The organism is Limosilactobacillus mucosae (assembly GCF_046939755.1).
GTDB lineage: Bacteria > Bacillota > Bacilli > Lactobacillales > Lactobacillaceae > Limosilactobacillus > Limosilactobacillus mucosae_A.
Genome location: NZ_JBKZAY010000002.1, coordinates 115,475 through 129,318, shown reverse-complemented (window position 1 = coordinate 129,318; position 13,844 = coordinate 115,475). Strand labels below are relative to the sequence as shown.

13 protein-coding genes and 1 other annotated feature are annotated in these 13,844 nt (G+C 48.9%); of the genes, 4 read left to right on the top strand and 9 right to left on the bottom strand.

What is annotated here, in order from left to right:
• The gene (dltC, locus tag ACLUWI_RS01510; protein ID WP_048345643.1) at positions 1 to 240 is read left to right on the top strand and encodes a D-alanine--poly(phosphoribitol) ligase subunit DltC; all 240 of its coding nucleotides are present in this window, start codon (positions 1 to 3) and stop codon (positions 238 to 240) included.
• Positions 233 to 1,534, top strand: a complete 1,302-nt coding sequence (dltD, locus tag ACLUWI_RS01505; protein ID WP_412145868.1) for a D-alanyl-lipoteichoic acid biosynthesis protein DltD — start codon at positions 233 to 235, stop codon at positions 1,532 to 1,534. The genes dltC and dltD overlap by 8 nt, the downstream gene beginning before the upstream one ends.
• Before the next feature lie 58 nt (positions 1,535 to 1,592).
• On the opposite strand, the gene ACLUWI_RS01500 is transcribed toward dltD, so the two are convergent.
• The 3 genes from ACLUWI_RS01500 to brnQ all read right to left on the bottom strand — a co-directional run bounded on the left by ACLUWI_RS01500 (position 1,593) and on the right by brnQ (position 5,079).
• Positions 1,593 to 2,849, bottom strand: a complete 1,257-nt coding sequence (locus ACLUWI_RS01500; protein WP_412145867.1) for an NAD(P)H-dependent oxidoreductase — start codon at positions 2,847 to 2,849, stop codon at positions 1,593 to 1,595.
• Positions 2,849 to 3,445, bottom strand: a complete 597-nt coding sequence (locus tag ACLUWI_RS01495) for an NADPH-dependent FMN reductase (protein ID WP_412145866.1) — start codon at positions 3,443 to 3,445, stop codon at positions 2,849 to 2,851. The genes ACLUWI_RS01500 and ACLUWI_RS01495 overlap by 1 nt, the downstream gene beginning before the upstream one ends.
• Positions 3,446 to 3,702: 257 nt before the next feature.
• Positions 3,703 to 5,079 carry a branched-chain amino acid transport system II carrier protein gene (brnQ, locus tag ACLUWI_RS01490; RefSeq protein ID WP_412145865.1) on the bottom strand — a complete coding sequence of 459 codons (1,377 nt, stop codon included), beginning with the start codon at positions 5,077 to 5,079 and terminating at the stop codon, positions 3,703 to 3,705.
• Between the two features lie 92 nt (positions 5,080 to 5,171).
• Positions 5,172 to 5,421: a binding site (T-box leader), on the bottom strand.
• A 141-nt stretch (positions 5,422 to 5,562) separates the two neighbouring features.
• Between brnQ and rlmD the strand changes: the two genes are divergently transcribed.
• Positions 5,563 to 6,990 carry a 23S rRNA (uracil(1939)-C(5))-methyltransferase RlmD gene (rlmD, locus tag ACLUWI_RS01485; protein ID WP_412145864.1) on the top strand — a complete coding sequence of 476 codons (1,428 nt, stop codon included), beginning with the start codon at positions 5,563 to 5,565 and terminating at the stop codon, positions 6,988 to 6,990.
• Between the two features lie 72 nt (positions 6,991 to 7,062).
• Here rlmD and ACLUWI_RS01480 read toward each other — a convergent pair whose 3' ends face one another.
• Together ACLUWI_RS01480 and ACLUWI_RS01475 are read right to left on the bottom strand one after the other, a co-directional pair.
• Entirely contained in the window at positions 7,063 to 8,559 is a 1,497-nt protein-coding gene (locus ACLUWI_RS01480; protein WP_412145863.1) for a glycosyltransferase, read from the bottom strand.
• Positions 8,559 to 10,100: a glycosyltransferase gene (locus ACLUWI_RS01475; RefSeq protein ID WP_412145862.1), complete on the bottom strand. Its 1,542-nt coding sequence runs from the start codon at positions 10,098 to 10,100 to the stop codon at positions 8,559 to 8,561. The genes ACLUWI_RS01480 and ACLUWI_RS01475 overlap by 1 nt, the downstream gene beginning before the upstream one ends.
• A 149-nt stretch (positions 10,101 to 10,249) precedes the next feature.
• On the opposite strand from ACLUWI_RS01475, the gene ACLUWI_RS01470 reads away from it, so the two are divergent.
• Positions 10,250 to 10,660: a hypothetical protein gene (locus ACLUWI_RS01470; RefSeq protein WP_412145861.1), complete on the top strand. Its 411-nt coding sequence runs from the start codon at positions 10,250 to 10,252 to the stop codon at positions 10,658 to 10,660.
• Between the two features lie 32 nt (positions 10,661 to 10,692).
• On the opposite strand, the gene pyrE is transcribed toward ACLUWI_RS01470, so the two are convergent.
• The 4 genes from pyrE to pyrR form a co-directional block, all read right to left on the bottom strand.
• Positions 10,693 to 11,331, bottom strand: coding sequence for an orotate phosphoribosyltransferase (pyrE, locus tag ACLUWI_RS01465; RefSeq protein ID WP_412145860.1), 639 nt, complete (start codon positions 11,329 to 11,331; stop codon positions 10,693 to 10,695).
• Positions 11,332 to 11,333: 2 nt separating this feature from the next.
• Complete coding sequence (pyrF, locus tag ACLUWI_RS01460; RefSeq protein ID WP_412145859.1) at positions 11,334 to 12,065, bottom strand: orotidine-5'-phosphate decarboxylase; 732 nt, start codon at positions 12,063 to 12,065, stop codon at positions 11,334 to 11,336.
• Positions 12,065 to 12,979 carry a dihydroorotate dehydrogenase gene (locus tag ACLUWI_RS01455; protein WP_412145858.1) on the bottom strand — a complete coding sequence of 305 codons (915 nt, stop codon included), beginning with the start codon at positions 12,977 to 12,979 and terminating at the stop codon, positions 12,065 to 12,067. The genes pyrF and ACLUWI_RS01455 overlap by 1 nt, the downstream gene beginning before the upstream one ends.
• A gap of 131 nt (positions 12,980 to 13,110) precedes the next feature.
• Complete coding sequence (pyrR, locus tag ACLUWI_RS01450) at positions 13,111 to 13,641, bottom strand: bifunctional pyr operon transcriptional regulator/uracil phosphoribosyltransferase PyrR (protein ID WP_006500912.1); 531 nt, start codon at positions 13,639 to 13,641, stop codon at positions 13,111 to 13,113.
• Positions 13,642 to 13,844: the final 203 nt, after the last annotated feature.

Genomic DNA, 13,844 nt, shown 5'->3' with positions numbered 1-13,844 from the left:
ATGCAAGAACAAATTCAACAACTTTTAGCCGAAGCTACCGGACGTGACGCCAGCGATTTTGCCGACACTACTGAAGATTTGTTTGCCGACGGTCTGCTGGACTCCATGGCAACCGTTCAGCTGCTTTTGGCTCTGCAGGATGAATTCGACATTCAGGTTCCCGTTTCCGAATTTGACCGCAGCGAATGGAGCACGATCGATAAAATCGTTGATCGGGTAAAGGAACTGGAAAATGAATAACCGTCGCAAACTGTGGTCGATCTTTGGCCCAGTCATCGTGGCCTGCCTACTGGCGCTGGGCTTTTTTGCCTTACCATGGAGCAGCTCGCATTCCCAGGCAACCCTGCAGAAAGCAGCTGATTCGCTTAGTCCGCGCGTTTTTAAAAACAGCTCGATCAAAGTGGATGCGCTGCGGGATAAAAAGAAAAACTATATTCCATTCTTTGGCTCCAGTGAGTTGAATCGAATGGACCGCTACCATCCCGCTGTCATGGCGGCCCGTTACCACAACTACACGCCGTTTTTATTCGGTTCCCGTGGTACACAGTCTTTACCGCAACTGTTTAACATGACTATGATGGCCCCCGAAATGAAAAATGGCAAAGCCGTTTACATCATTTCGCCACAATGGTTCGTCAAAGAAGGCGTCATGCCATCTGCCTTTAAATACTACAACGGCACCTACGCAAATCTGACCTGGCTGAAACAGGCCAACCCTGATTCGCCATACGATCGCTACACGGCTAAGCGCTTGGTCAAACTATTGGGCGCGGAAGGCTCAGTTGCCAACCAAGCCCAAAAGATCGCAGATGGCAAGCACCTTGATTCATGGGATCGAACCCGAATCAACATGGAGTTATCGCTGCTCAAGCATGAAGACGATCTGTTCTCCGGCTGGTTCTTAAAAGACAACTATAATGATCGAATTAAGCCACGCGTCAAAGAATTGCCTAAGACCTATAACTACAACGCCTTGACCAAAGAAGCCATCAGTGATGCTAAGCGTTCTAGCAGCAACAACCGCTTTGGCATTCTCAATCAGTTCTATGATCGACGCGTTAAAGGTCATCTCAAGGGCGTTCCTGGCAGTCAAAAGCACTACAGCTATCTCAAATCGCCCGAGTATGCTGATTTGGAAGTGGTCTTGAATCAGCTTAAAAAGACCAATACTAACGTCGTCTTTATGATCACGCCGGTTAATGCCAAGTGGGAAAAGATGACTGGTCTTTCGATGCCGATGTATTATCAGACCGCCAATAAGATCAAGTATCAGCTGCGTTCGCAAGGTTTCAACAATATCGTTGATTATTCACATGACGGCGATAAGCCTGGCTTTATGGAAGATACCATTCATATCGGTTGGGCCGGCTGGGTCGACTTTGATCACCGCATTGCACCGTTCTTGGAGCAAAAGCAGCCACAGCCACAGCCACACTATCATATGAATAAAGCCTTTCTGTCCTCAGAATGGCAAAACCTTGACCCAACCACGGCCAACTTAAATCAATTTACCAAGGATCACCTTAGTAAATAGCAAAATAAAAAAGAGTTCGCAGCTATCCGCGAACTCTTTTTACATATCATCAAGTAATTTAGTTTTCCGAAGCGCCCGTCATCGCATCAGCATCCGTTTCTTCCGGATCATCAGCAGCTTCCGATGCTCCCGTGCTGGCATCAGTTTCAGCCTGTTCAGCCCGTTGTGCGGCTGCCGACATTACTGGAGCAGCTGGTTCGCTAGGCGTGCTTGGTTCTTCATCAGAATCCTCAGAAGCGCCCGTCGTTGCATCCGCTGCTGGCGCAGGTTCTTCAACTGGCGCCGGGGCCGCCTGACCATGAGAAGCACTAGATGTCACGTCTGCGCTCCAGGCACCATTTTCAGCCAGGTTCAAGATGTCATCGACTGAACCCGTGAATTCAATCGTCCCCAGATAGTGACCATCAACATCGCGCAGCGCATAGTAGCGAATCAAAACGCGGTGACCGTTCATCATCAATGGGCGGGCGACCACATCCTTGGTGCCGTTCTTAAAGCTGTCGATGATGGCCTTAACGGCAGGTACGGCCTTTGGCGGGTGACATTCGCTGTAGGTTTCGCCAAGCTGGTTGACGTTACGGACATGTTCACGGTTAGGCTTGTCTGAGTAGTAGGCAAAGCGATCGTCAGCATCGATCAGATCAATTTCAAATGGAATCGTGTTGAAAATGGCTTGGACTTCTCGCAGCGACAGACGGCCGGTCGGGAAGCTGACATAAGCATCTTCAATCATAGGACGTTTAACAGACATGAGTTGTTCACCTCGAGAAGCATTTTTGAAAAGTTCCGCGTATTCAACAAAATTGGTAAAGCATTTTTCCAGATTATCAACGTAGGCCTGATCAGTCAAGCGACCATCCTTACTAAAGACCTTGGCGGCATTACCGATCAGTACCTCGTTGCCGGAAAGCAGGTTGGCATTGCAGTCTGGACTTAAAAGCATCTTACGCATTTGCTGCTGAGCTCGCGCGGAAGCCTGTCGACCATAGGATACCCCAACGATCATGGCTGGCTTGCCGTGCAGAACCTTGGATTGATACGACAGCCATTCAACGGCACTCTTCATCGCGGCTGGCACGGCATGGTCATATTCGGGTGTGGAAAAAATAACCCCATCAGCAGCGTTGATCTGCTGCTTAAGCTTCCAGACCGGTGTCGTTTCCTCAAAAGGCACATCCTTGCTAAAAGCTGGCAGATCCTTGATTTCAGCGATTTCAATCTCCGCCATGCGCCAAAAATGCTTCTTCATAAACTGTAAAAGAATGCGGTTATAGGAAAAATCGGCGTTTGTGCCGACGATTGCAACAAATTTCATTACTTGGCAGCCTCCTTTTCCGCTTTGGCCAATGCTTCTTCTTCCATTTTGACTTCTTGATCATTGGCAATCGCAAAGCATTCAAAGTCGCGCAGACACTTATCCAAAAACTTGATCGTACCAGGGTCGTTAATATCACCGTTTTCATCAAACAAGTTCTGGGCAAAGCTCATGAAGAAATCTTCTTTTTGAAAGACGCGCGCGTTAACTCCTGGCGAGATCATAACGTCACGCAGGTCGACCTGAGCCCGTGAAGATCCTTGCGCGTCAGTAGAAGCCCCAACCAAAAGAACCGGCTTGTTGGTAAATGGATGCAGCTGATAGGAAAGCCATTCAATGATGCTCTTTAAAGAAGAAGGTACCGAGTGATCCGTTTCAGGGCAGGCAATTACTACGGCATCGGCCGCCTCGATCGCGTCTGACATTGCCTGAATGGCAGCAGGCGTTTCCTTGGCACTTTCGTTGAACAATGGAATCTTGCGTACGTCAACAACCGTCATATCATGATCATAGGCTTTGCTGATGTATTCAAGCAGCATGCGATTGTACGAATGGTTGGCATTGGAACCAGGAATCCCAACAATCTTCAAATTCATTCACTCCTTATTAATGATAATACTCTCCATACTTGGCATTATTGCACTAGCTTATTTTAATATAAATTTTGGGGAAATTGTATAGCTTCGCACAAATTTTGTGAAATTAATTTCAAATTGTGAAGTGAAATAACTTCTCATCAATATAAAAACTGCTATCTCAATGTTTGGATAACAGTTTAGTTTGTTCAATAATGATTTAATTATTTTTTCCTACTGTCTGGTAAACCTAATTACGAAACATATTGACCTTTTGATCAGTTTTCTTCACCGGTTGCTGCCAAACTGTGCTCTCGATACCAGTGCACCATCAAGCCCAATACTAATCCAACCAGTGCCGGTACCAGCCAGGACAGACCATAGTCAGCCAGCGGCAAGGAAGCCCGCCAGTCCGCCACCTGCTTGCCAAATGCGCTGGCACTGACCACGCTTGGGAAGGAAACTACCATATCCCCCAATGCCGGTACGACGGTAAATAAGACAACAAAGAAGTAAACCGCGCCATCCCGCTTAAACAACGGCGAGGCAACCGACAGCAAGATCAGGACCATGGCCAATGGATACAGAAACATCAGCATTGGCGTTGACCAGGCAATGATCTGTTCCAAGCCAAAATTAGCAACCAAAAATGAGGCCAATGTCGTCAAGAACAGCCAGGCATGGTAGCTCAACTGCGGAAAATGCTTGTGAAAGTCCTGCGCGAAGGCTGCCACCAGACCAACCGCCGTCGTTAAGCAGGTGACCGTGATCAAAACGGCTAAAACGGCTTGTCCCAGTCGGCCAGCATAGGCATTAACCAGCTGCGTAAAGGCCACCCCGCCATCAGCTGAAACCTTGAACCGGCCTAGAGTCATCGCGCCAACCACGATCAGCAGCACATAGATCAAAGCAACGGCACTCATTGCCAGGACGCCTGATTTGGCAACCACTTTGGCAACGTCGCTATCCCGCTTCTGGCCCAGCTGACGAACCGCTGTCACGACCGTAACCCCAAAAGCCAGACCAGCCAAGGCATCCATCGTATTGTAGCCCTGCAAAAAGCCATTGACGAACGAGCCATGCACGTAAGCTGTCGTTGCCTGCGTTTGGAATGGATTGGCAAACGGATTAACGAACGCCACGGCAAAAACGACAAACAACAGGACTAAAAAGACTGGATTCAAAACCTTACCGACGTTGGTCAAGATATCATTTTCACGATAGGCAAATGCAAAGGCCAAAGCAAAGAAGACCAATGAGAACAAGAACAGGGCCAGCGTCTGATCAGCCTTGGGAACAAACGGTGCGACCCCAACCGTGTAGGAAACCGTAGCCGTCCGTGGCGTCCCAAACAGCGGTCCGATCGTAAAGTGAATCAAGACCATAAAGACCAAAGCAAAACCAACTCCTAATGGCCGACCGATGTCAAAAACCCCTTCAGCCCGCGTTACCGCAACGGCCAGGACCGACAGCAGCGGCAAGGCGACCCCGGTTACTAAAAAGCCGACTGCCGCACCGACCCAGTGACTGCCGGCCAGCTGACCCAGATGCAAGGGAAAGATCAGGTTGCCGGCCCCAAAGAAGAGACCAAACAGCAATGATGCCACGACCAGATACTGCTTGGCCGTTAGTTTTTTCGATGTGAGTTGTTCCATTTTTTTGCCCCCGAAATGAATTAAAATTAGAAATCACTCATGTCGAATACTGGCTGCGCCGAAAATAAAAAGTCCCTTGACCGAAAATTCGGCCAAGGGACGCAATCGCGTGGTACCACCCTGATTCACCATGCCATCGCTGACACGGTCTTTTACGTACGGCCCCCATTTAAGCTGGAGCGATACGCGTGCACGGTAATGGGTGCGACCATCCATCCTTACTTGGTTTAAGGATGAAAACTAGAAAGTGATTTTCGCCTAAGACTTTAACCGATCCTCTCACACCTAGCAGGACTCGCTGACGGTGGCCAAAGACTACTCTTCTTTCTTCATTGCATTCGATATGATTAACTTTTAACAATATACTAATGCAACGTTAATTTTTAGTCAATGCATTTTTAATAAAAATCACAAATAATTTTTGGCCATTCTACCAATGTGCTAAAATAAGACCACTGGAACGCAACAGAACGGAGAAAAACAATGGAAAAAAATCACACCCGCTTCAATCATCGTCGGCCACAAAAAAGCCCACGCCCACAGCCCCAAGTCGAAGTCAACCTTGGCGATCGCTTCCCGCTGACCATTCGCAAACTGGGGATCGAAGGCCAGGGAATCGGCTACTTTAAACACAAGGTCTGCTTTGTCCCCGGTGCCCTGCCAGATGAAGTCGTAGTAGCTGAGGTTACTGCCATTCATCCCCGTTACCTGGAAGCCAAGATTCATAAGCTGCGCAAACCCAGCCGCTTCCGAGTTGAGCCGCGCGACAGCTATGCCGATCAAGCAGGCGGTTTTGAATTTGAATGCCTGGCCTACCCAGAGCAGTTAAAGTTCAAGCGGCAGGTCGTCTTAGACAGTCTGGCCAAATTTAAGCCGCGGGGATGGCAAAACTATGACGTACGCCCAACGATTGCCGCCCCAGAACAATACGGCTACCGCAACAAGGCGCAATTCCAAGTTCGCGAACAAGATGGCCATTTGATTGCTGGCCTGTACCGCGCCAACAGTCATGACGTGGTCGACATGCCAACATGTGCCGTTCAGATGCCAGGGACGATGAAAGCCATGCGCGCGATCGTCAAGATGTTGGATGAGCTAAAGATTCCAGCCTACGATGAGACCAGCAACAGCGGGATCATTAAAACGATTGCGATTCGGGAGTCATTGGCAACCGGCGAGCTGCAGGTGACCCTGATTACCAATACTGCCAAGCTGATTCATAAGGGACCGCTTTTGGCCATGATCGCTGAACAGCTGCCTGAGGTCAAATCGGTCGAGCAAAACGTCAACCCTGGCGATACGCCGCTGGTTTGGGGTGAGCAAACGATTCATCTGGCCGGTCAGGAATACATTACCGAATCATTGATGGGACTTGATTTTCATCTCAGTGCCCGTTCGTTTCTGCAGCTGAACCCGGCTCAGACCGAAACGCTCTACGAACAGGCAGCCAAAGCCATGGAGCTGGGGCCCGATGACGTCTTGGTGGATGCCTACGCGGGGATTGGGACAATTGGACTTTCATTGGCCAGCCGCGTCAAAAACGTGCGCGGGATGGAAGTCATTCCAGAAGCCGTGGCCGATGCCAACAGCAATGCCAAACTCAACGACATTCAAAACGCCAGCTATGAAGTTGGCACAGCCGAAGAAGTCATGCCGCGCTGGCAGCAAGAAGGATTCCGGTTCAATGCCCTGGTCGTTGATCCGCCACGCATCGGTCTGGATGAAGCTTTGATCGAACAGATTCTTAAAGCCAAGCCCGCCAAATTTGCCTACGTTTCCTGCAACATGTCGACCATGGCAAAAAATCTGGCCCGTCTTTCCAGCGCCTACCGCGTCGACTGGATTCAACCCGTCGACATGATGCCGCAGACACCACGCTGTGAAGCTGTTGTTAAGCTCAGTCGGCGCTAAAATCTAATTCCAAACAAAAACTGCAGCCGCCTGCCGACTGCAGTTTTTTTGATGAGCCCAACTTCAAATTCGCTACCTGACTGCCTGCCACTGCTTCCAAGTTGCCGCGGCACTGATATTGTCCAGGTCATCATAGGCATGGTCGCTCAGCTGCTGAAGCTTAGCGGAGTCGTTTAAAAGCTCAACAACAGTCTTAACCATGCTGGCTGGATGATTCAGCGCGATCAGTCGGCCATTTTCATAATTGATGATCATCTCGTCTGGGCCATATGAGAAATCATAGCTGACAACCGGAACGCCATGCCCCAGCGCCTCGCCCATCGCCAAAGGCTGTGCGTCAATCCGACTGGTATTAAGCATCAGTTGCGCTTGATCAAAAGCCATGTCCAAAGGGTATTGATAATCGGCAAATTCAACCGCGGCGTCAATCTTAAGTTCTTTTGCCAGTTGCTTAAAGTCAGCCGTGTCATTAGGCGCGCCATAACCATAAAGCGTTAATTTCGCGTCAGGCACGGCAGCTTTGATTTTGGCAAAGATCTGCAGCAATTGATCAGTCTGCTTGTCATAGCCAAGCCGGCCGACACTGATCAGCTGGTTAGGCAGCCGGTCAGCCATCTTGACGCGTTTAACTGCCTTTTTGACCGGCGTGCCATTAATCGTTAAAACACGTGCCGATTTACCCAAGCGCTGACTCAAGACGCGTGCCTGAGCCTGAGTCATCACGATAATGCCATCCCAGCGATGCAGATTTTCCGTCAGTGCATTTTGCAACAGACTGTTAAAAGGCGCCTTCAATGGATCCTGGCCATCATTAACGTGACTCATCGGCAGCCATAGATAACGATGGACCTTGGAATGCATATGCAGAATCGGATCAATGGCAACTGCCGGCCGATCCGCGATAAAGACGTTGTTCTCACCATGAGCACGGTTCAGTTCATCCAAAAAGAAGGCAAACATTTCATTTTCACTGGCAAACCAATAATCCTGACCATGCCAGTTTTTTAGAATGTTAAGCGAATTAATTGGCGTATTCTGAACCGATTTGACAAAGTAGCGCTCCAGATACAGCTGACCATCGGGACGATAATAACGGGCGTTGAATTCATGACCATCCTGACCAAAGAATTCATCAACAGCTTTAAAGCCCCGAATATCATAAGTATTGCGCAAAGTCAGGCTGCCGGTCTGATCATACCAGTCAATGTGATGAATCTGGCCAATCGTCCCACCGGCAAAATAGATCGTTGCTGCCAAGCGACCACCATCCCGAACCTCACGAAAGTTGCTGCCCGTGCCGATCTGATAGTCGACTGCCAGTTTCAGATCCTCGGTATGCATTGGCTGTCCCTGGTAGTCAGTGGTCTGAGCAAAAAAATCATACAGATTGGTCAGCTGATCGTTAGTGACGCCAAAGTTCTGCATCGTGCGGTGAAGCACTGGATCAAAATCGCGCGTGACCAGCTGGGCCGACGTCTGATGATCCTTGAACAGCTGCAGACGCTTTAATTCGGCATGTTCAACGCTAGAGTTTTTTCCCAGCAGATACTGATTAACAAAAAATCTCATCAGTCATTGGCCCCCTTTGGCATATCATCAAGCAGCTCATTCCATAGTTTCATGACATTAGCCGCCGAGTAGCGAGCACTGTCTTGATAGGCATGCTCGCTAAACTTGGCCAGTCTGGTCTGATTCGTCAGCAGACTGGTGATTGCTTTTGCCAAACCTTCAATATCACCATTTTTAGTCAGCAAACCATCCTGCTGATCAATTACGACATCGGCCGGACCATACTTGATATCATTGGCCACGATCGGCAGCCCATGCGACTGCGCTTCTACTAAAGACAGTGGCAGGCCTTCCGCACGACTGGGTAAAATCAATAGCTGTGCCCGTTCATAGACTGCATTGACATCGGTAGTATAGCCGCAAAAGGTCACTGAGCTCTCAATCTGCTCGGCACTGACCTGGGCTTTGAGCTTCTGATCGAAATTATCATTGGCATAGCCCCAAAGCTCCAGCCGGGCATCGGGAACCTGCCGCAAAATCGCGGGCCAGGCCTGCAGCAGATGATCCTGCTGTTTTTCTGGCGAGAGCCGTGCCACCATCACGACCAGATCGCGCTGCCGCTTGGCAAAATCAACATGCGGCGCTTCCAAGACCTCGTCAGCCACGATTGGTCCCGGAATCCGATAGATCTTAACGCCCTGCTTGCCAAAACGCGCCTGGACATCAGCCTGCTGCTGCGGTGTTAGAGCAATAATGCCATCCCAGTCTTTCAGATGATCCAATCCCCATTGATAGTTGTAGTTTAGCGTTGAGTGCAGCATGTCGTTGGGGTTATTGACATGATCATTATGCAGCTGCATGACGCGGAAAACGCGACGGTGCATATTTAAGACTGCCCAACCCAACTCATAGACGCGATCCACGACCAAGCCCAGCGGACCGTCACCATTCAAGGCAGGATCCGTGGCTAACTGATCATAGAAAAAGCGCGTCAATTCATCAAAATCAGCAAACTGCCAATCCTGACCATGCCAGTTGAACAAATGATAGCTGGTTGTCTTTTGCTGGCGGCGATCCTTAAAGTTCACCTTCTGCAGTGCCAACTGGCCATCGGGACGCAGATAGTTTTCCACGGCAATCTGCCCCGCCCAGTCATACAGCTGTTCAACCGACGCAAATCCCCGATTGTCATACCAGACTACTTTCAACAGCTTGCCGAAATGGTCAAAATACTGCAGATTGATGATGCTGCGATCACGATCATTGCGACGGCGAACGTACATGACCCGTGTCTTCCCATCATAATAGTTATAGTTGATGCCGTCTGCCCTGCGTTTCCACTTTGGATTTAGATGCAGATCCTGAACCTTGACGATCCGATGCGGCACCAGGCAGGCATTTTGGAAATAATCGAATAGATTGATAAAATCCTGATCAGCGATTCCAGCTTCATTCACAACCAGATGCAGCTCGTTGGAATACTGCCGCGTCACAATCTTGGCTGGCTGATTGAATTTTTTAAACAGATTGAGTCGCTTGATTTGGGCGTGCTCAATTCCTGATTGATTGCGCTGAAGGTTATCATTTAAAAACAACAGCAATTTTTTCACCCTTTTCTTTGCTCGCACTTACTGTTTAAGTTTAACATCTGAATATGAAGAAAACATGATTGAACTGTTGACATTATTAGGTCCGCATTCTCAGTTATGTTATGATTAATGGATAAATGTACAAAGGGAGGCCTGGACGGATGCAGAATCCATTTGGCAATAATAATCAAAATAATCAGGATTTTTTTAATAATCTGCCAATACCGCCAAACTACGCCAAGATCAAAAACGATGCGGGTGAAATGCGAATTGCCAAGGTCGGCTTTTCTTGGACCGTCTTTTTGTTCGGCCCGTTTCCAGCTTTGTTCCGCAATGACTGGTACAACTTCTTTTTAATGATCGTCTTGGATCTGGACTATGTTTTGGTCGGGCTGTTTTTCAAATGGAACTGGATGCTTGATTTCCCATGGCCAACGCTGTTCTTCTGCTTCTTTTACAATATGATGTACTTTAGACACCTGTTCACCAAAGGATTCTATCCAGCCGATGAGCGTTCCAAAGAGGTCTTATCGCAAGCCGGTTACTGGAAAGAAAAATATCGGCAAAAATAAAAACGATAGCTGCACAGCTATCGTTTTTATTTTTAATGACGAGCTGACCAAGCAGCCGGATCCTTGCGCCATTCATGCAGATCCTTCATTTGATTACGATCGATCAAATCAGTCTTTTCAGCAGTCTCAATCAAGGTCGTGTAGTTGGTTACCGAGTAGTATGGAATGCCAAACTGTTGGAAGTTGTCATCTGCGGCCGGCAGCTCATAGGTGAAGACGGAAACTACGCCCACCACATCAGCGCCTTCTTTTTCAACAGCTTTAACAGCTTTTAAGACACTGCCGCCAGTCGAAATCAAATCATCAATCACAACTACGCGCTGCCCTTCATAAAGAACGCCTTCCGTCTGCTTGCCTTGACCATGATCTTTTGGCTTGGAACGCACATAGATCATTGGCAAACCCATTTTTTCAGCAACCCAAGCCGCGTGCGGAATCCCAGCCGTAGCAGTCCCGGCAATTACATCGACGTCTTGAAAATGTTCGTTGATCAGCTGGACCATGCCTTCATAGATATTGCGGCGTACGGCTGGATAAGAGATTGTCAGCCGATTGTCGGTATAGATTGGCGAGTGCAATCCACTGGCCCAAGTAAATGGCTTGTCGGGGCTTAAGGTGATTGCTTGAATGTCTAAAAGATCTTTAGCAACGATTTCGGCTTGTGTTGACATATTTAGTTTTCCCCTTCCATAAATGCTTGACGAATCGTCTGGTAGGCACTGACTGGATCTTCTGCCAGCGTGATCGGCCGGCCAACCACGATTCCATTGCTGCCTAGCTCGCGAGCCTGTTGTGGCGTAACGACCCGCTTTTGATCATCATGAACCTGCAGATTAGGCCGAATCCCTGGTGTGACGCACAGAAAATCGGGACCAGTGACTTTACGAATGGCTTTGACTTCTTGAGCTGAGCAGACGACCCCGTCCAGACCGTTCTTTTCCGAAAGCTGCGCATAGTTCTGTACGGCTTCGATCAAGCTGAAGTCAACGTGCTGTTCTTCATGCAAAATCCGATCATCAATCGAAGTCAGTTCCGTAATGGCCAGCAATTTAGGCATTGGACAGCCGGCCGCTTGGGCACCTTCTGCCAGCCCTGCCTTGGCCGCTTGCAGCATCTCGCTGCCGCCAGCCGCGTGCGTTGTCACAAAGGAAACGCCCATCTTACCAATTGCCGTCATCGCCCGCTTAACGGTGTTGGGAATGTCGTAGAGCTTTAAATCCAAGAAGATCTTAAAGCCGCGCTGCTTGGCTTCCTTAACGATACCAGGACCAAACGCGTAGTACAGCTCCATCCCAATTTTGACGATCGGCGTATGAGCCGTGTCGTTGGAGAGTTCGTCAAAAAGCTTCAGTGCGGCCTGTTTCGTGTCAACATCAATGGCCACCATAGGTTCAAATCGTTCCATTAAAATCGTACCTCATTCAGATCTGTCAGTTTTTCAATACCATAATAATCCATCACTGTTGGCAGTTGGTCAATAATCTTAGGACAAGCCAGCGGATCATGGAAGCTGGCCGCGCCGACCTCAACGGCATTGGCACCAGCCATCATAAATTCCAAAACGTCTTCAGGAGTTTCAACTCCGCCAACGCCAATAATCGGAATGTTGGAGAATTCGCGAACCTGGTGAATCATCCGTAGTGCAATCGGCTTTAGAGCTGCTCCAGAAAGCCCACCCGTGACGTTGGCCAGTTTTGGCTTGCGCGTCTTCAGATCAATTGCCATGCCAGTCAGAGTGTTGATCATCGTCAAGCCGGCTGCGCCACCATTAATTGCGGCTTTAGCCAGTGGAACGATGTCGGTAATGTTTGGCGTCAGCTTAACGTAGACTGGCACGTTGGAAACCGCCACGCAGCGTCGCGTCAAGCGTTCCAATAATTCCGGATCGGTCCCCATTGCCAGACCGCCATGCTTGACATTGGGACAGGAGACGTTAAGTTCCATGGCACTAACGTAAGGCGAGGTCCCCAACTTGGCCGCAACTGCCTCATATTCTTCCTCGCTAAAACCAGCCGCACTGGCAATCACCGGCAGTTCAGGATAGTTGCGCGCCAACCATGGCAGCTTTTCTTGAACCACGTTGTCAACCCCAGTATTGTTCAGACCATAGGCATTCAGCCAGCCGGCAGACGTTTCACAGGCGCGGGGAGCTGGATTCCCTTTGCGTGGCTGACTGGTGGTCGACTTGATAACTAATGAACCTAATTTGTTCAAATCATAGTTGCGGGCAATCTCTTGACCATACCAGCAGGTCCCGCTGGCTGGGATTACCGGATTTTTCAAATGCAGCCCTGGAAGTGAAACTGATAAACGACTCATAATTTTCCCCTTTCGAAAAAAGCATCAGCTGCTCACTTCAGGAGAGCACTGATGCTTTTAAGGTCGGTTAAAAACCTCACCGCACCGTTTGACCCTCTCTGGAGTTCATTAAATGGCAACGCTAAGTTAGACTATTCAATTGAGATATCTTCATGACCATCGTATTCTTCGACTGCCACGTGTACCGTTTCATTAGTTGACGTTGGAATGTTCTTGCCGACAAAATCAGGCCGAATCGGCAGCTCACGGTGGCCACGATCAACCAAGACCGCCAACGAGATGCGCTTAGGCCGCCCCATATCCATCAAGGCATCTAACGCAGCCCGGACTGTCCGTCCCGTGAATAAAACGTCGTCGACTAAAATAACATGCTTATCATTGATGTCGACGCCGAGATCAGTAGTCTTGACTTCTGGCTCAACTTTATGATCTGGACGATGGCGGTCGTCACGATACAGTGTAATATCAAGCGTTCCTACTGGCACCTTGACCCCTTCCAGCTGTTCCATGCGCTTGGCAAGACGCTGGGCCAGGTAGACGCCGCGCGTTTTGATTCCAACAAAGACCAGGTTTTCGACACCTTTGTTTTGTTCGATAATTTCGTAGGTAATTCGGGTCAGTGCCCGTTGCATGCTTGAACCGTCAACGATTTCATGAGCCATGAAGTTCACTCCTTTATTTTATTTGCTGAAAGAAAAAGCGTCTCTTCGCACCAAAACGAGGAGACGCAACATTTATCCGTTCCTTTTCAGCCTCACGGGACCAAGTTAAAGGTGCTCAATACTTTAATTGTTAGTGTAACTGCCTAGCTCAGCAGTGTCAACCATCAGCACCAATTCTAATGAAGACTTAATCAAGCAGCATC

Coding starts and splice junctions, on each gene's coding strand:
- ACLUWI_RS01455 (WP_412145858.1), bottom strand. CDS start 12,979: ATGAGTCGTTTATCAGTTTCACTTCCAGGGCTGCATTTGAAAAATCCG.
- ACLUWI_RS01495 (WP_412145866.1), bottom strand. CDS start 3,445: ATGAATTTGAAGATTGTTGGGATTCCTGGTTCCAATGCCAACCATTCG.
- dltD (WP_412145868.1), top strand. CDS start 233: ATGAATAACCGTCGCAAACTGTGGTCGATCTTTGGCCCAGTCATCGTG.
- ACLUWI_RS01480 (WP_412145863.1), bottom strand. CDS start 8,559: ATGAGATTTTTTGTTAATCAGTATCTGCTGGGAAAAAACTCTAGCGTT.
- ACLUWI_RS01500 (WP_412145867.1), bottom strand. CDS start 2,849: ATGAAATTTGTTGCAATCGTCGGCACAAACGCCGATTTTTCCTATAAC.
- brnQ (WP_412145865.1), bottom strand. CDS start 5,079: ATGGAACAACTCACATCGAAAAAACTAACGGCCAAGCAGTATCTGGTC.
- rlmD (WP_412145864.1), top strand. CDS start 5,563: ATGGAAAAAAATCACACCCGCTTCAATCATCGTCGGCCACAAAAAAGC.
- pyrF (WP_412145859.1), bottom strand. CDS start 12,065: ATGGAACGATTTGAACCTATGGTGGCCATTGATGTTGACACGAAACAG.
- dltC (WP_048345643.1), top strand. CDS start 1: ATGCAAGAACAAATTCAACAACTTTTAGCCGAAGCTACCGGACGTGAC.
- pyrR (WP_006500912.1), bottom strand. CDS start 13,641: ATGGCTCATGAAATCGTTGACGGTTCAAGCATGCAACGGGCACTGACC.
- ACLUWI_RS01470 (WP_412145861.1), top strand. CDS start 10,250: ATGCAGAATCCATTTGGCAATAATAATCAAAATAATCAGGATTTTTTT.
- pyrE (WP_412145860.1), bottom strand. CDS start 11,331: ATGTCAACACAAGCCGAAATCGTTGCTAAAGATCTTTTAGACATTCAA.